Source organism: Levilactobacillus zymae (assembly GCF_032190635.1).
In the GTDB taxonomy this organism is placed as follows: Bacteria; Bacillota; Bacilli; order Lactobacillales; family Lactobacillaceae; genus Levilactobacillus; species Levilactobacillus zymae_A.
In genome coordinates this window covers 2,059,706-2,074,312 of the sequence record NZ_JAVLAS010000001.1, presented here as the reverse complement: position 1 = coordinate 2,074,312, position 14,607 = coordinate 2,059,706, and the positions used below count along the sequence as shown (strand labels likewise).

Below are 14,607 nucleotides of genomic sequence, written 5' to 3'. Positions count from 1 at the left end.
CTAGAGGGCGTAACGGTTTTTTTAGTCATCATTAATCAAAAAGCCCCACGACAACTTGGCCGTGGGGCTTTTTGACTATTCTACTGATTAGTTCTTAATCTGTTGCAGTAAGTGTTGCATGGCTTGGGCTTGGTAAGCGGCCGTGGCCTGCTTAATCACCTTTTGCCGTTGAGCGGCACTCATCGTCGGGTCCTTGGTCATGGCTGCCATGACCTGCTTTTGGACGTACGCTTTAGCGGCCGTCTTTTGCTGAGCCTGGTAGCTCTTGGACTGCACTAGTTTCTGCAGCTTCTTAGCTTGTGATGCGCTCAGGACAGTCCAGTTCTTATTAATGTAAATTGTGTTGGTTTCCTTCACGTACTGGTGGCCGTTGTCAGCCAATCCGAACCAGAACTTAAAGGTGCCGTTCCGGTATTCACGGTAGGTCTTCTTGGTGACGATCCGGTTCTTACCGGACGTGCGCTTGACCACGTTTTTCGTGGTGACCTTGGCCGTGGTGTGCGCCGTCTTTTTGGCGTTGGCACTGGTCTTATAGACGTAGACCCGGTGCTTGTCGGCCGTGCCGACGGATTGATACAACATCAGTGGCATCTGTTTGGAAGGAGAAGCGGAGTAAATCTTGGTGCTCGTGGTTTCCGTCACGTTGTGCATCCCGTAGTGGTCGTGGTCGTTTTTCACGATGAACAGGGTGCTGACCATGACTCCAATGATCATCAGGAGGGGCAGCCCGTTTGCTAGCCAGCGGTTGGTGATGTAGACGTAACAAACGAAGGCGAGAATCGCCGATAAAACTAAGGTTACCAGAATCATTAGGCGGCACCTCCTTGTTGTGCGTCTTCATCCGCTAAGTGGGTTGAGTGATTGCGGTTGCCCTTTAAGAACATGGCCACAATCAAGGCGACCACACTGAAACCAATGGCAATCCAGAAGGCTGCGTGGTAACCGGATAAGGTGGCGTTAATGGCTTGGTTAGCGTAACTCAGGGGATTAGTGGTTAAGACGTGCTTAGCCGGCATCCCGTTTTTGGTAACGTTAGTCAACACGCTGACCATGATGGCGGTCCCTACAGAACTGGCCACTTGCCGTTGGGTGTTGTTCACGGCGGTCCCGTGACTAATCATATTCATTGGAAGAGCGTTCATCCCGGCAGTGGTTGCGGGCATCATGACCATGGCAATCCCGAACATCCGGACGGCGTAGAGGATCACGATGTAGATGGTGGCACTGTCCTTGGTAATCCAGGCAAACGGAATCGTCCCGACCGTTAACAGGAACATCCCCATTAAGGCCAGCCGCTTAGCGCCGAACCGGTCGAAGGCCCGCCCGGTGATCGGACTCATAACCCCCATCATCAAGGCCCCGGCTAACAGGGTTAACCCGGAATGAAAGGCGGACATGTCTTTGACCATTTGCAGATACAGTGGGATCACCATTTCGACCCCGACCATGGCCATCATGACCACGGAACTTAAGATGGCCGAAACCGTGAATTCCTTAGACTTGTAAACCCGGAAGTTCAAGAACGGATCGTCCATGACTAATTGCCGCCAGATGAACAGGGCGACGAAGATGACCCCGACAATCAGGGTGGTCAGCACGATGGTACTGCCCCAACCGTCGTCCCCCACGGAGGAGAAGCCGTATAACATGCTCCCAAACCCGATGGTCGAGAGAATCACCGACCACACGTCTAACGGTTCGCGCTTAGTTTCCAAGACACTGCGCATCACCCAGAAGCTGGCGATTAAGACCACGGCCACAATCGGAATGATCATGCCGAAGAGGTCCCGCCAAGTCCAGTTGTCGATGACCCACCCGGACAGGGTCGGGCCAATTGCGGGGGCTAGGCCGATTACGATGCCGGCTAACCCCATGGCCGTTCCCCGTTTGTTAGCGGGGAAGATGGTCAGCATCATGGTTTGCAGTAACGGCATCGACACCCCGACCCCGACGGCTTGGACCAGCCGTCCGATCAAAAGCATCGGAAAGTTAAGCGCCGTCCAGCACAGGATGGTCCCGGCTAAGAAGATGGACATCGCGCCAATGTAGAGCCACTTGGAACTGATGGTGTTAATCAGCCAAGCGCTGATGGGGATCATAATCCCGTTAACCAGCAAGAATCCCGTTGTCAACCATTGGACGGTTGACGTGGATACGTCGAATGCCTTCATTAAGGTCGGAAAGGCGGTCGATAAAATCGTTTGATTTAAGACCGTACAGAATGAACCGACCAATAGGAGAACGACAAGTAACGTCCGATTATAGGACTTGCCGTTGGTATCAAGTGCATTTCCCAAAATTAATTCCCTCTTTTATCTCTAAAATTATTTCTGGAACAAATATACTCAGATTGCGGTTAATTGTCAACTAGCTTGACACGTGTTTTATAAAATATATACTGTTGAGAGAAAAGCCGACATAGTTATTAAATCGACTAACAATATTCACAACCGCTTTCATTGGCGACTTAACGGTAAAACTAGATTAAAGGAGGTGGGGCAACAATGCTCACCAATAAAATGACCAATCTGATAAAAAAGATTCCGATTGATGGGGTAACTCTGGGGATTGGCGATGTTTCTCGGGCCACGGGCGTTGCCCAAAGTAAGCTAAGGTATTGGGAAAGTAAGGGGTACATTCAAAGTCGGACGGTGACGGATAATAGTAATCGCAAGTTTACGTACAAAACGATGCTACAGGTCCAATTGATTAAAAGTTATTTGGCCGATGGCTATACGTTAACCAGTGCGGTAAAACAGGCCCGCCAACGGGACGTTTACCTAGACGCACTCCGGTCGTTTTTTGAGGACCGGTTTATCAATCTAGAGGTGACGGATCACACGGCGATGGTGGACTTAGGTCAGTTTGATCCGGACCCCACGAAGCACCTGGTTGCCAAACGCGAAGCAACGGGCTGGCACTTTCAACTCGTCGACGCGGAAAATTAGGCTTTTTGATTGTACCGGGTACCTAAGAATGGTAGTCTAAAGATGCGGAGGACTCACAAACTAGGGCAGTCAAAACCTTCGATGCTAATCGATCTTCTGGCTGGGTTAGCAGACATTCATGTTGTTAACGTGTTGTGAAACCAGGCGAATAACCAAGAGTAATAGCGCGTTTATCTTTGCGCTGGACTACGCTAGCACAAGCTAACGTAAGCGATCGTAATTAATACGACGTGTTTTTGAAAATTAACGTGTTTTGATTTTCACTCGCCTCGCTTGCCTCTGCAGGCCCCCATCGGAGTTTAGAAGGTTCTTCGATGGGGGCTTTCTGCTGGTGGGAGTTCCTTTAAATGATAAAACGATGAGAAGGCGAAAGCTTGGTTTATCAAGCTTTCACCTTCTTATGACTTTTTTAGCCCAAAAAAGTGAGCTTAGATTGTTGTTTTTTGAAACGAACGTGTTACTATAACAAAATCAATTTTAAATTGAATTTATAAAGGATGGTGTGACACATGCTGTTACGACAAGCTACTATGGCTGATTTACCAGAAATCGAAGCAATTATTCGGGACGGACGCGACCTTTTGGCGGCGCAATCCATTGACCAATGGCAGGGAATTTACCCGAACACGGCGGTCTTAGTTGACGACATTCACCAGGGGTGGACGGTTGTCTTGGAGGAAAATCATGAAATTTTAGGGACGGCGGCCATTATTCCTGGCGTTGACCCAACGTATCGTGAAATTGACGGTCAGTGGCTGACGCATGATGCGTCCTACTTGGCAATTCACCGGGTAGCCGTTTCAGCCCACCATCACGGCCGCGGGTTAGCCGGGGAACTATTCCAACGGTTATTTACGCAGATCGATCAGGCGGCTAATATCGAAAGTATTCGGATCGATACGCACCCGCACAACCTGGCAATGCAACACATTATTAAGAAAAATGGCTTTAGTGAAACGGGGAAAATCGACTTGGATAGCGTGGGGTTAACGGGCGTGCAAGACTTTGCCTACGAACGCTTGACGGCCCACATCAAGCCGGAACACTTGGTCCAAACGACGCTGGCTTAAGGACCTGTGGCTGAACGTTGACTTTGATGAAAAGCATGTTGATCAAAATACATGCTATATAATAGTAAAGAAAGTGGTTTCACGTGGTGGTGGGGCCACTTTTTATTTGGATTAATCAGGTTCCCCTAAAACCGGCTTTTCTTTCCACCAAAACTCTGCCATAATAGAGACAGTTTGGTAACGGGGGCGGTTTTGATGGAGAAGAGTGGATTGACGGGTGGTCGGTTTTTACTCGTCACCGTCTTGAATGTGGTAATCACCGTATTTGAATTATTGGGAGGAATCCTTTCGGGGAGTCTGTCATTACTTTCGGATGCCTTTCATAATTTAGGGGATGCCCTATCCGTCATTTTGAGCTACGTGGCCCACCGAATTGGTGGTCGCCGGCAGACTCGGCAGAACACCTTCGGCTACCGACGCGTAGAGATTTTGACCGCCTTGCTAAACTCGGGGTTGCTGATCTTGGTGTCCGTTGGACTGGGTGTTGAAGCCGTCCGTCGATTGTTGCATCCGCAACCGGTCAAGGGCGATGTGATGCTCCTGGTGGCGGTGATTAGCTTCGCGGCCAACTTGTTGTCTACGTTGCTCTTGAATCAAGGGGCGAAACACAACCTCAATATTCGGGCGACCTACCTGCATTTGCTCAGCGATGCCTTGGCATCGATTGGCGTGATTGTGGGGGCCGTCTTGATCACCTTTTGGCAGATCAGCTGGGTGGATCCGCTGATTAGTTTACTGGTGGCGGTGTACATCATTTATGAGTCCTGGCCGATTGTCAAACAGACCTTCGATATCCTGATGGAAGGCGCCCCACGGCTCGATTATGAGGCGATTGCCCACGATATTTGCGCATTACCTCAGATTGAAGGGGTGCATCATCTGCATGCCTGGCAGATTGACGAAAATAACGTGGTATTCTCCGTGCACGTCAACATGGCGGACCTACCGCTAAGTCAGGTTGAGCCGGTTTACCGGCAGATCGAAGCGTTACTGTGTCACAAGTACAACGTGAATCACGTTACGATTCAGGCGGAGTGCCACCGTGGTAAGGATGAATCGTTGTTTTTACAAACAAAATGATTGGCGGCATGAGTGACCTTGCGAACGTGCCGCTAACGTCATGATGACTATTGAGTGTCGATTTAGATGAGGTGAACAAAGTATGACTCCGATGAAGGAGGACTATTTAAAGATTATTTTCGAACTGGGCGGGAAGCAAAAGAAGGTTTCTAACAAGCAAATCGCCATTAGTTTGAACATTGCAGCCGGTTCAGTGACCGAAATGGTCAATAAGATGGCCGCCGAAGGGTTAGCGGAACATACCCCGTATGCGGGAATTTCGTTAACCAGCAAGGGGATTCGGTTGGCCGAGGATTTAGTGCGGAAGCACCGAATCTGGGAAGACTTCTTAGTGGAAAAGCTGGGTTATGAACTGCCCGACGTTCACGATGAAGCCGAAGTCTTAGAACACGTGACGAGTCCGAAGTTGGTTAATGCCTTGGATGACATGTTGGGGCATCCAACCCATTGTCCGCACGGTGGGGTCATCCCCGACCGTTTCGGGCACTATCACGAGGATAGTCACACCGTCTTAAACGACGCGAAGGATGGAAGTGTGGTGACCGTGGATCGGTTTATTGACAACCATGACCTCCTAACGTATTTGGGTGACCTGAAGTTGGACATCGGGGATCAACTGAAGATTGAGAAACACGATCCGTTTGAGGGTCCCGTCACGGTGCGCAACCTGACCGACGATGCGGAATTAATCGTCAGTTACAAGGCGGCCCACTATATTTTTGTGAAGTAAATTAATGAAAATCGGGCACCGGTGCGGCTGAACGCACCGGTGTCCGGTTTTTATTTGGCCAGATTAAAGTGTCGTTTTAGAAATAGCTGACGTATAATAATTAAAAAAGTTATGAACGACATCGGCGACGGTTTCGTTTGAACAAGGGAGGCGGCACCGTGTCAACGACGAAAGAACACGACCAATTAATTTTACATACCGCGCTAACGGCGGGCCGGATCATGATTGAAAATGGCTCAGAAATCGAGCGGGTGGAGGATACCATGACCCGAATCGCCACCAACGCTGGGGCCCGAACCAGCCAATTGTTCGTGATGATTACCGGGATTTTGATGGCCATCAACGGCGAAGTAGGGGCGCAGATTCAACCCGTCAAGCGCCGGACCTTTGATCTGGAAAAAATTGCGGTCGTCAACCAGTTATCCCGGGAGTTTGCCGTGAAGGAGATTACCTTACAGCAGTTTGCGGATCGGTTAGATCATTTAGATAGCGTCAGTAAGTATTTTCCGTTTTGGCTGCAACTCTTGGCGGCTGCGATGGTCAGTGGGCCGTTGGAAGTGGTCTTTCGTCACAACCTGCACGATTTCTGGATAACCTGTTTGGTGGGGATGCTGGGCTGGGTCGTCTACTATCTGATTAGTAAGTACGTTGAAATTCGGTTCTTAGCGGAGTTTGCGGGGGCCGCGGTTATTGGCTTGCTCGCGGTCTGGAGCCATCATTTGGGACTGGGCAACAGTGTTGACGACATCATCATTGGGAGCGTCATGCCCCTAGTCCCGGGAGTCCCCATTACCAACTCGGTGCGCGATATTCTAGCGGGTAACCTGGTTAGTGGCCCGGTCCGGGGCGTCGAGGCGTTAGTGAGTGCGGCGGCCATTGGCTTTGGAATTGCCATGGTTCTACAATTTCTTTAGGAGGAAGCTGACATGACCATTATGGAAGTCGTTATTGCCATGGTAGGAAACTACGTCGCCACTATTGCGTTTGGGATCCTGCTGAACATTCCTCGGCGGGCGTTGAACCTGAGCGGCTGGATTGGCGTTTTGGGGTACTTGTTATATCAGGTCACCATTGTCTTTGGTGGCGGGTACGTGGTGGGAAACCTTTTGGGGGCCGTGGCAATTGGGGTGGCGTCACTTCAAGCCGCCCGGTGGAAAAAGATGCCGATGATCCTGTTTAACATTCCCGCGCTGGTCCCCCTGGTTCCTGGGGGGCAAGCCTACGAGATGATTAAGAACTTTGCGTTGGGGCAAAATGATACGGCCCTGACCTTCTTGCTGCAGGTCGTGATGATCTCCGGCGCGATTGCCTTTGGGTTCTTGTTATCCGAACTAGTTAATCGCTTGCGCCAGCGCGCTTGGCGGCATCATCGGTAAAGTCTTAGGAAATTGTTAAGCGCCGCGTCCCTAGAATTTTAGCGGTGGGGTGGTATACTCAAATGCGAGGAGTTTTTTCAATCAGGTATGACGAAAGGAATCTAATCTCATGATGCTATTTAACCGGGATCGGGACCGACCATGGAAGTTCGGCTTGACCACGATCCTCTTTTTAACGCTGGCGTTTTTCGTAAAGGCCCAAAACGCTTACGTGGCCTTCTTGGACTCGTCAATCGTGGACATCGTCCAGAAGACCCAACCAGGGTGGAAGACCCTGATGTACCGGGGAATCACCAGTCTAGTTGAGCCTAAGTTCTTGATTGTTTGGACCGTGGTGTTGGCGTTCTTGTTGTGGGGCTTTAAATTTAAGATCCCCGCACTCTGGTGCCTAGCCACGTTGATTGGGGGCGACGTGTTAGCCGCCGTCGTCAAGAATGTGGTCCAACGAGCCCGACCGGCCGGGCATCTGGCCATCGATAACGGCTATAGCTTCCCCAGTGGTCACGTCTTCGGAACGTTCCTATTATTGGCCATGATTTGGCTGATTTTGATTCCGATGATCGCCACACCTTGGCGGGCCTGGGTGGTCCGAATTATCGTCATTATTTGGCTGATCTTAGTCATGATTTCACGGGTCTACCTCAATGCACATTTTCCCACCGATACCTTCGGGGCGGCGTTACTCGCCTACTTGTGGCTGCAAGTGGCGGAAGGCTTATACATCCGGTTAGCGCCGATGATGAAACGTTGGCCGTTACTGAAAAAGTCTGAAATTTAAAGCAAAAAAAGGCCTGTCAACGGGGACGTTGGCAGGCCTTTTTTGACCGCTGATTGCGTTAAGCTAAGTCGGCCAGCCATTCCGTGGCGAGCGTGACCCAGTGAGCGACGTGGGGTAAGTTCGTTCCCGGCTTCCAGGCGGTCACTTGGTTGGCAAGAGCCAGGCCATGGGGACCATGGTGGAAGACGTGCAGCTCGGTGTCCACCCCATGGGCAATGGAGGCCTGCGCGTAAGCCAAGGCATTCTGGACGGGAACCAGGGGATCGCTAGCCGTGACCCAGATAAACGTGGGCACGTTCTGGTCGGTCACTAACTGATCGGCGGCAATTGAGGCGGGATCGTTGGTCCACTGCGCTAGCGTAGCGGGATCGGACGGGAACCCCGCCGTTGGGGTGATGACGGGGTAGCCGAGGATGATGGCTTGTGGTCGGATTTCCGCGGGGGTCGTGTGCGCCTGCTGGTTCAACTCGGCACTGGCCCAGTGATCGTTAAATAGCGCGACGATGTGACCTCCCACGGAGAACCCGGCAATCACTAGGCGTTCTGGTTGGAGTTGCCACTCGTGAGCGTGCCGCCGTAACGTGGCGACACTTTGCGCCAGTTCGATCACCGGTGCGGGGAGCAGTGGCTGTTTTTCGGCAACGAAGCTATACCGTAAAAAGAAGGCCTGGTAGCCCTTAGCCGACCAAGCCAAGGCCAGGTCCTCAGCCTGTTGTTCGGGGATGTGGGTGTAGGAGCCGCCGGGAACGATGATGATGGCCGGGTAGGTGGCCGTGGGATCATCCTGACGTAGGTAGCCTTGTAGGTAGGCCTGAGAATTTTCAGCGAGGGCTTGCTTCACAATTTGCATTTGAAAAAACCTCCAAGTTAAGTCATGATAGAAATCAAGGTGGCGTGATGTCACCACTAGCTAATCTACGTTTATTGTACCGCAAATTAAGGTTAGACCAAGAAAGAAGGTCAGGGGATGGTTCCTGAAATAACAACGGCGCGGCTCCACTTACGCCCCCTCAAAATGAGTGATTTGGAAGCCTATCAGGCCATTGTGACCGACCCCAGAGTGGCGTTACCGGCAGGGTTACAGTTGCCACTTTCCGATCAGCACGTAGCTAACGGGTTGCGAGCCGATCTGCAGCAGCCCTTAGCTTACGCCATCACGCGGTCGCTGCAAGGGCCGTTAGTCGGCATGGTCATTGGCTATGAGCACGCGGATGCGTTGGGGGACTTAGACGTGACGGCTGTCGATCTGGGCTACTTTTTGACGCCAACTCTCTGGGGGCACGGCTATATGCCAGAAGCGTTACGGGGACTGTTGGCCGTTTTGGTACAAGCGCACAGTCCCATTAAAACTTTGTGGGCCACCAGCTTGGCCACGAATCAACGCTCGCAGAACGTTTTAAGTCACTTATCATTCGAACTAATTGATGACCAGTTGGTCGTACCTAATCCCGCTACAATGGCGTTAGAGCGTCACCTCCTCTACCGCTATGATTTATGATCATCATGATGGTTAATTTTTAGTCTTGCAATGCAATCTTAAGATGTCTATACTACGAAGTGTCGAAAAGAAGAGGTGCGATCAACATGAGTCATCTTCCAGAGATGGGCGACATTGATGAAGGAAGGTAAAAGGGGCAATCGCCGAAATCTGAATCGTCGACCACGGTTTAGGTTGGGTCCTGATCTAATAGATCAGGGACTGTCGCAGTTGTAACCAGATTGCGGGGTGCTTTCAACGATACAGACTTGGGCGCTAATGACCATGATTCTTGGGAGTTTGAATTGAAGGGAATTTTGGGTTTCCTAGGTCGCTTCGAGAAGGTCCTTCTATGAACCAGAAGGAGGAATTATATGGAACAGAGTATGACAAACGCAACAACGAGTAAGTCTTCGGATTCGGTAAAGCGGGGACTCAAGACGCGACACGTGTCAATGATTGCGTTGGGTGGATGTATTGGAACAGGGCTCTTTGTTGCCAGCGGGTCTGCCATCTCGACAGCCGGTCCTGGTGGCGCATTAGTTGCCTACATTGCAATGGGATTAATGGTGTACTTTTTAATGACCAGTCTAGGAGAAATGGCCACGAACATGCCAATCTCCGGTTCGTTTGCTGCTTATTCTGCTAAGTATGTTGATCCAGCTCTGGGGTTCGCCATGGGGTGGAACTACTGGTTCAACTGGGCCATTACCGTAGCGGTAGATATTTCAACCGCGGCGTTAGTCATGAAGTTCTGGTTACCCAATATTCCCGGGTGGACCTGGAGCTTGGTGGCGTTAGTCATTATCTTTGTCATTAACGCGTTATCCGTGCAAGCCTTCGGGGAAACCGAATTTTGGATGTCGTTAATTAAGGTGGTTACCATCTTCGTCTTCTTAGCCGTTGGGTTACTAACCATCGTGGGCATCATGGGTGGTCACGGACCTGGTCTGAGCAACTTCACTTACAAGCAGGCACCGTTCGTTGGTGGTTTTCCCGCCATTCTAAGTGTCTTCGTGGTCGCCGGGTTCTCGTTCCAAGGAACGGAATTGGTTGGGATCACTGCCGGGGAATCGGAAGATCCTTCGCACAGTGTGCCTAAGGCGATTAATCAAGTGTTCTGGCGGATTATTTTATTCTACGTTTTAGCTATCTTTGTGATTGCCGCTGTCTTACCTTACACGAGTCATGATTTACTGGGCTCTTCTGCGAGTGACGTGGCCATCAGTCCCTTTACGTTAGTCTTTCGTCGGGCTGGTTTGGCTGCCGCTGCGAGTGTCATGAACGCTGTGATCTTGACGTCCGTTATTTCCGCTGCTAACTCCGGAATGTACGCGTCAACGCGAATGTTGTACTCCTTGTCCAAGGAAGGTTATGCACCACAATTCTTGGGACGGACCGGTAAGAATGGGATTCCTTATCCGGCCTTACTGATGACGACGTTGGTCGCTGCCTTGACCTTCATCAGTAGTATTGCGGGGCCAAAGATTTATATGTGGCTGGTCGCCGCTAGTGGGTTGACCGGGTTCATCGCTTGGTTCGGAATTGCGTTATCGCACTTCCGCTTCCGGCGCGCCTTTATCAAGCAGGGACATCAGCTGTCTGAATTGAAGTATCACGCTAAGTGGTTCCCAATTGGGCCGCTGCTGGCATTAATTCTCTGTGTCGCCGTCATCGTGGGTCAAGATCCACAATCCTTCTTCTCGGGTAACTGGGAACAAGTATTGGTCACCTACATTGGGGTGCCACTGGTCTTAATCCTCTACATTGGTTACAAGATTAAGAATCATACCAAGTTGATTCCGTTAGACGAAGTTGACGTGGCACCAGTCCACAAGGATGGGACGTTAAAGAATAACGCCGCTGCCGAAAAGGACTAATTCAATTAAATTAAAATCGGGTGACCGTATTAGCCGTAAGGCCGATACGGTCACCTTTTTATGGGGGCCTTTAGCCAAAGTGATGGAATTGGCCCTAAAAAATTACCACGATATATTGTCTTTTCAAAATCAGGTTGGTACAATATGTAGTGTTGTTTTTGCGCCCGGAAGATTCCGGGGGGAATGGTTACGGAAATAAAGGAGAGATATTGCATGCTTGTATTATCGGGAACTATTGGGGCTGGCAAAACGAGCCTAGCGAACTTATTGGCTAAACATTTAAACAAACCAGCGTTTTATGAATCGGTAGATGACAACAAAATTTTACCGCTATTCTATAAGGATCCCCAGAAGTATGCCTTCTTACTGCAGATTTACTTCTTGAACAAGCGGCTAGACAGCATTAAGGCCGCCAACGCGGACCAGGAAAGCGTGATGGATCGTTCAATCTTTGAGGATTCGCTGCTGTTTCATTTGAACGCCGACTTGGGTCGGGCGACGAACACGGAAGTTGACATCTACGATTCGCTGTTGCAGAACATGATGCAAGAGCTGCCGGAAGCCACTTACCAGAAGAACCCGGACCTGTTAATTCACATTAACATTTCCTTTGATACGATGCTGCAACGGATCAAGAAACGGGGACGGTCTTACGAACAAATTGATACCGACCCGAGCCTATACAATTACTACAAGGAACTTGACCAACGGTACACGGCTTGGTACGCCAATTACGATAAATCACCGAAGATGCAAATTAACGGGGATGACTTGGACTTCGTGGAAGATCCAGTGGCCCGGCAAAAGGTTTTAGCCCTCATTGATGAAAAGATCGCGTCCCTCTAGGACTTGTTTCTAGGCGTAAAGTAGGGTATGATAAGCATAATTTCAAACACGTCAGTGCCTAATAAGTAGACGGCCAGAGAAGCGGGGTTAGCTGTGAACCGCTACGTCGAATGATTCCAGCACGAAAGAAGTGGGCAGGTAATGCTGCACGGTGCAAACCGTTATCATGTTCAAGGGTATCGCTAGGCACACTAGCGATGAACTTGGGTGGTACCGCGAAGGTCTTCGTCCCATGTGACGGAGGCCTTTTTTGCGGTTAGGGACTAGTTGAAGGGAGTAATGACAATGTTAGATTTAAAGTTGATTCGGCAAGAAACTGATTTTGTAAAGGAAAAGTTGGCCACTCGGGGGGTGGATCCAGCCGATATTGATGCCCTTTCAGCCATGGATGCTAAGCGACGGGAACTCATTACCAAGACGGAAACCATGAAGGCCCAACGTAACACGGTGTCGGATGAAATCTCGAAGATGAAACGGCAAAAACAAAACGCCGATGATCAGATTACCGAAATGCGGCAAGTTAGCGCCGCAATCAAGGCGGCCGATGCGGAACTCGATACCTTAAAGGCCCAGGTCCAAGATGCAGCGGCACACCTGCCGAACATTCCTAACGATAACGTTCCGGTGGGCTTAGATGAAACCGGCAGTGTTGAGATCCGCAAATGGGGCGAGAAACCTAATATGGACTTTACCCCCAAGGCCCACTATGAAATCGGGGAAAATCTCGATATTTTGGACTTTGAACGTGGTGCGAAGGTCTCTGGTAGCCGGTACCTGTACTACCTGGGGGCGGGTGCCCACTTGGAACGGGCCGTCTACAACTTCTTTTTAGACGAAAATACGAAGGCGGGCTTCAAGGAAGTCTTGCCACCGTACATCGTCAACGATGCGTCCATGTACGGAACGGGCCAGTTCCCGAAGTTTAAAGAAGATGTCTACTCCTTAGAGGGTCAGCACATGACGTTAATCCCTACGGCCGAAGTGCCCTTAGTCAACTATTACCGTAATGAAGTCATCCCGGCTGAGAAATTACCGGTATGGTTTACGGCCTTAACGCCAGCCTTTCGCTCTGAAGCAGGGAGTGCGGGGCGCGATACTCGGGGCTTAATTCGGTTACACCAGTTTAATAAGGTGGAAATGGTTAAGTTCTGTGAGCCAGAAGATTCTTGGAACGAATTAGAGGCGCTGACGAAGCACGCTGAGATGCTGTTACAGAAGCTGGGCTTGGCCTACCACGTGATTACCCTGACGACGGGTGACATGAGCTTTACGGCGGCGATGACGCATGATTTGGAGGTCTGGTTCCCAGAACAAGGAACTTACCGTGAAATTTCAAGCTGCTCGAACACGACGGACTTCCAGGCGCGGCGGGCGCACATTCAGTACCGTGACGACAATGGTAAGTTGCAGTACGTCCATGCGTTGAACGGTTCCGGTTTGGCTGTTGGCCGAACGGTTGCCGCTATTTTGGAAAACTACCAAAATGAAGATGGTACGGTCACGATTCCGGACGTGCTGGTCCCTTACATGGGTGGCATGACCAAGATTACCAAATAAGTGAGTTAAAATAGGACTGAGGTGGCTTTGTCGACGGGAGATCCGTTGGCAAGGCCACTTTTTTGTTAGGCGAACATGGTTGGTAAAGTGGAATCTAGGTGGAAACCAGGGATAAAACGGATCTCAGTACAAAAAAATCGCGTTATTTTATAAAAAATACAGAAAAGGGGTAGCTTTTTGGCTCAGGTTACGCTATGATATTAAATGTTGCTGAGGGAGTAGTTATTCAGCTAACGAATATTTATTCAAAGTATCCGTTAAAAAACGGTTGACATCGTTTCGGTGAAATGGTAAATTGTAATAGTTGTCGTTGGTGAGTTTCTGCCTGACATTCTGACTAAGAAAACTAACGAATATTTATTCAAAAAGATTTCAAAAAAGATGTTGACAATCTTCAAACGACATGGTAAATTATAATAGTTGTTTCAAACGAGTTAGCTAATAACTTGATTGAACATATGGAGGATTAGCTCAGTTGGGAGAGCGTCTGCCTTACAAGCAGAGGGTCACAGGTTCGAGCCCTGTATCCTCCATTGGGACTCCGAGTCCTAGAACTTCATCGTCACCATGCAGGTGTGGCGGAACTGGCAGACGCGCTAGATTTAGGTTCTAGTGTCTTATGACGTGGGGGTTCGAGTCCCTTCACCTGCATTAGTTAAATATCGCAAAATATTTTCTAATATTTTGCCGACTTAGCTCAGTTGGCAGAGCATCTCACTAGTAATGAGGAGGTCGGAGGTTCGAATCCTCTAGTCGGCATGGTTCCATTAATTAAATTTGCCAATGCGGAAGTAGTTCAGTGGTAGAACATCACCTTGCCATGGTGGGGGTCGCGGGTTCGAATCCCGTCTTCCGCTTTTGCCCT

Annotated in this window: 14 protein-coding genes, 4 tRNA genes and 1 riboswitch; of the genes, 15 read left to right on the top strand and 3 right to left on the bottom strand. The window is 50.0% G+C overall.

Annotation, left to right across the window (positions count from 1 at the left end; translation table 11 throughout):
* Positions 1 to 87: 87 nt before the first annotated feature.
* Entirely contained in the window at positions 88 to 810 is a 723-nt protein-coding gene (locus RI501_RS09895) for a DUF4811 domain-containing protein (protein WP_313822171.1), read from the bottom strand.
* Complete coding sequence (locus tag RI501_RS09890; RefSeq protein ID WP_313822169.1) at positions 810 to 2,297, bottom strand: MDR family MFS transporter; 1,488 nt, start codon at positions 2,295 to 2,297, stop codon at positions 810 to 812. Before RI501_RS09890 ends, RI501_RS09895 begins: the two co-directional genes overlap by 1 nt.
* Positions 2,298 to 2,504: 207 nt before the next feature.
* On the opposite strand from RI501_RS09890, the gene RI501_RS09885 reads away from it, so the two are divergent.
* The 7 genes from RI501_RS09885 to RI501_RS09855 all read left to right on the top strand — a co-directional run bounded on the left by RI501_RS09885 (position 2,505) and on the right by RI501_RS09855 (position 7,982).
* Complete coding sequence (locus RI501_RS09885; RefSeq protein ID WP_313822167.1) at positions 2,505 to 2,948, top strand: MerR family transcriptional regulator; 444 nt, start codon at positions 2,505 to 2,507, stop codon at positions 2,946 to 2,948.
* A gap of 509 nt (positions 2,949 to 3,457) precedes the next feature.
* A complete protein-coding gene (locus RI501_RS09880) occupies positions 3,458 to 4,018 on the top strand; it encodes a GNAT family N-acetyltransferase (RefSeq protein ID WP_313822166.1) in 561 nt (186 codons plus the stop codon).
* A gap of 195 nt (positions 4,019 to 4,213) precedes the next feature.
* The gene (locus RI501_RS09875; RefSeq protein ID WP_313822164.1) at positions 4,214 to 5,098 is read left to right on the top strand and encodes a cation diffusion facilitator family transporter; all 885 of its coding nucleotides are present in this window, start codon (positions 4,214 to 4,216) and stop codon (positions 5,096 to 5,098) included.
* 82 nt (positions 5,099 to 5,180) lie between these two features.
* The gene (locus RI501_RS09870; RefSeq protein WP_057733064.1) at positions 5,181 to 5,828 is read left to right on the top strand and encodes a metal-dependent transcriptional regulator; all 648 of its coding nucleotides are present in this window, start codon (positions 5,181 to 5,183) and stop codon (positions 5,826 to 5,828) included.
* Positions 5,829 to 6,049: 221 nt separating this feature from the next.
* On the top strand, positions 6,050 to 6,742 hold the full coding sequence (locus RI501_RS09865; protein WP_396442538.1) for a threonine/serine exporter family protein: 693 nt from the start codon (positions 6,050 to 6,052) through the stop codon (positions 6,740 to 6,742).
* Between the two features lie 12 nt (positions 6,743 to 6,754).
* Positions 6,755 to 7,204, top strand: a complete 450-nt coding sequence (locus RI501_RS09860) for a threonine/serine exporter family protein (protein WP_313822159.1) — start codon at positions 6,755 to 6,757, stop codon at positions 7,202 to 7,204.
* 109 nt (positions 7,205 to 7,313) lie between these two features.
* A complete protein-coding gene (locus tag RI501_RS09855; protein WP_313822157.1) occupies positions 7,314 to 7,982 on the top strand; it encodes a phosphatase PAP2 family protein in 669 nt (222 codons plus the stop codon).
* A 58-nt stretch (positions 7,983 to 8,040) separates the two neighbouring features.
* On the opposite strand, the gene RI501_RS09850 is transcribed toward RI501_RS09855, so the two are convergent.
* The gene (locus RI501_RS09850; RefSeq protein ID WP_313822156.1) at positions 8,041 to 8,832 is read right to left on the bottom strand and encodes a lp_1002 family arylesterase; all 792 of its coding nucleotides are present in this window, start codon (positions 8,830 to 8,832) and stop codon (positions 8,041 to 8,043) included.
* Between the two features lie 117 nt (positions 8,833 to 8,949).
* On the opposite strand from RI501_RS09850, the gene RI501_RS09845 reads away from it, so the two are divergent.
* The 8 genes from RI501_RS09845 (at position 8,950) to RI501_RS09810 (ending at position 14,599) form a co-directional block, all read left to right on the top strand.
* On the top strand, positions 8,950 to 9,480 hold the full coding sequence (locus RI501_RS09845) for a GNAT family N-acetyltransferase (protein WP_313822154.1): 531 nt from the start codon (positions 8,950 to 8,952) through the stop codon (positions 9,478 to 9,480).
* A 62-nt stretch (positions 9,481 to 9,542) separates the two neighbouring features.
* Positions 9,543 to 9,722: riboswitch (Lysine riboswitch) on the top strand.
* A 111-nt stretch (positions 9,723 to 9,833) separates the two neighbouring features.
* Entirely contained in the window at positions 9,834 to 11,339 is a 1,506-nt protein-coding gene (locus RI501_RS09840; protein WP_396442521.1) for an amino acid permease, read from the top strand.
* Positions 11,340 to 11,552: 213 nt separating this feature from the next.
* Positions 11,553 to 12,185 carry a deoxynucleoside kinase gene (locus tag RI501_RS09835; protein ID WP_313822152.1) on the top strand — a complete coding sequence of 211 codons (633 nt, stop codon included), beginning with the start codon at positions 11,553 to 11,555 and terminating at the stop codon, positions 12,183 to 12,185.
* Between the two features lie 285 nt (positions 12,186 to 12,470).
* Entirely contained in the window at positions 12,471 to 13,742 is a 1,272-nt protein-coding gene (gene serS, locus RI501_RS09830; RefSeq protein WP_313822150.1) for a serine--tRNA ligase, read from the top strand.
* Between the two features lie 460 nt (positions 13,743 to 14,202).
* A tRNA-Val gene (locus tag RI501_RS09825) sits at positions 14,203 to 14,275 on the top strand.
* A gap of 36 nt (positions 14,276 to 14,311) precedes the next feature.
* Positions 14,312 to 14,393, top strand: a tRNA-Leu gene (locus RI501_RS09820).
* Between the two features lie 35 nt (positions 14,394 to 14,428).
* Positions 14,429 to 14,501: transfer RNA gene (locus RI501_RS09815), tRNA-Thr, on the top strand.
* A 26-nt stretch (positions 14,502 to 14,527) separates the two neighbouring features.
* A tRNA-Gly gene (locus tag RI501_RS09810) sits at positions 14,528 to 14,599 on the top strand.
* Positions 14,600 to 14,607 lie beyond the last annotated feature (8 nt).

Bases quoted from the DNA above. Each gene is read 5' to 3' on its own strand.
- RI501_RS09895 (WP_313822171.1), bottom strand. From the start codon at position 810: ATGATTCTGGTAACCTTAGTTTTATCGGCGATTCTCGCCTTCGTTTGT.
- RI501_RS09860 (WP_313822159.1), top strand. From the start codon at position 6,755: ATGACCATTATGGAAGTCGTTATTGCCATGGTAGGAAACTACGTCGCC.
- RI501_RS09870 (WP_057733064.1), top strand. From the start codon at position 5,181: ATGACTCCGATGAAGGAGGACTATTTAAAGATTATTTTCGAACTGGGC.
- RI501_RS09845 (WP_313822154.1), top strand. From the start codon at position 8,950: ATGGTTCCTGAAATAACAACGGCGCGGCTCCACTTACGCCCCCTCAAA.
- RI501_RS09840 (WP_396442521.1), top strand. From the start codon at position 9,834: ATGGAACAGAGTATGACAAACGCAACAACGAGTAAGTCTTCGGATTCG.
- RI501_RS09835 (WP_313822152.1), top strand. From the start codon at position 11,553: ATGCTTGTATTATCGGGAACTATTGGGGCTGGCAAAACGAGCCTAGCG.
- RI501_RS09880 (WP_313822166.1), top strand. From the start codon at position 3,458: ATGCTGTTACGACAAGCTACTATGGCTGATTTACCAGAAATCGAAGCA.
- RI501_RS09850 (WP_313822156.1), bottom strand. From the start codon at position 8,832: ATGCAAATTGTGAAGCAAGCCCTCGCTGAAAATTCTCAGGCCTACCTA.
- RI501_RS09885 (WP_313822167.1), top strand. From the start codon at position 2,505: ATGCTCACCAATAAAATGACCAATCTGATAAAAAAGATTCCGATTGAT.
- RI501_RS09875 (WP_313822164.1), top strand. From the start codon at position 4,214: ATGGAGAAGAGTGGATTGACGGGTGGTCGGTTTTTACTCGTCACCGTC.
- RI501_RS09865 (WP_396442538.1), top strand. From the start codon at position 6,050: ATGATTGAAAATGGCTCAGAAATCGAGCGGGTGGAGGATACCATGACC.
- serS (WP_313822150.1), top strand. From the start codon at position 12,471: ATGTTAGATTTAAAGTTGATTCGGCAAGAAACTGATTTTGTAAAGGAA.
- RI501_RS09855 (WP_313822157.1), top strand. From the start codon at position 7,314: ATGATGCTATTTAACCGGGATCGGGACCGACCATGGAAGTTCGGCTTG.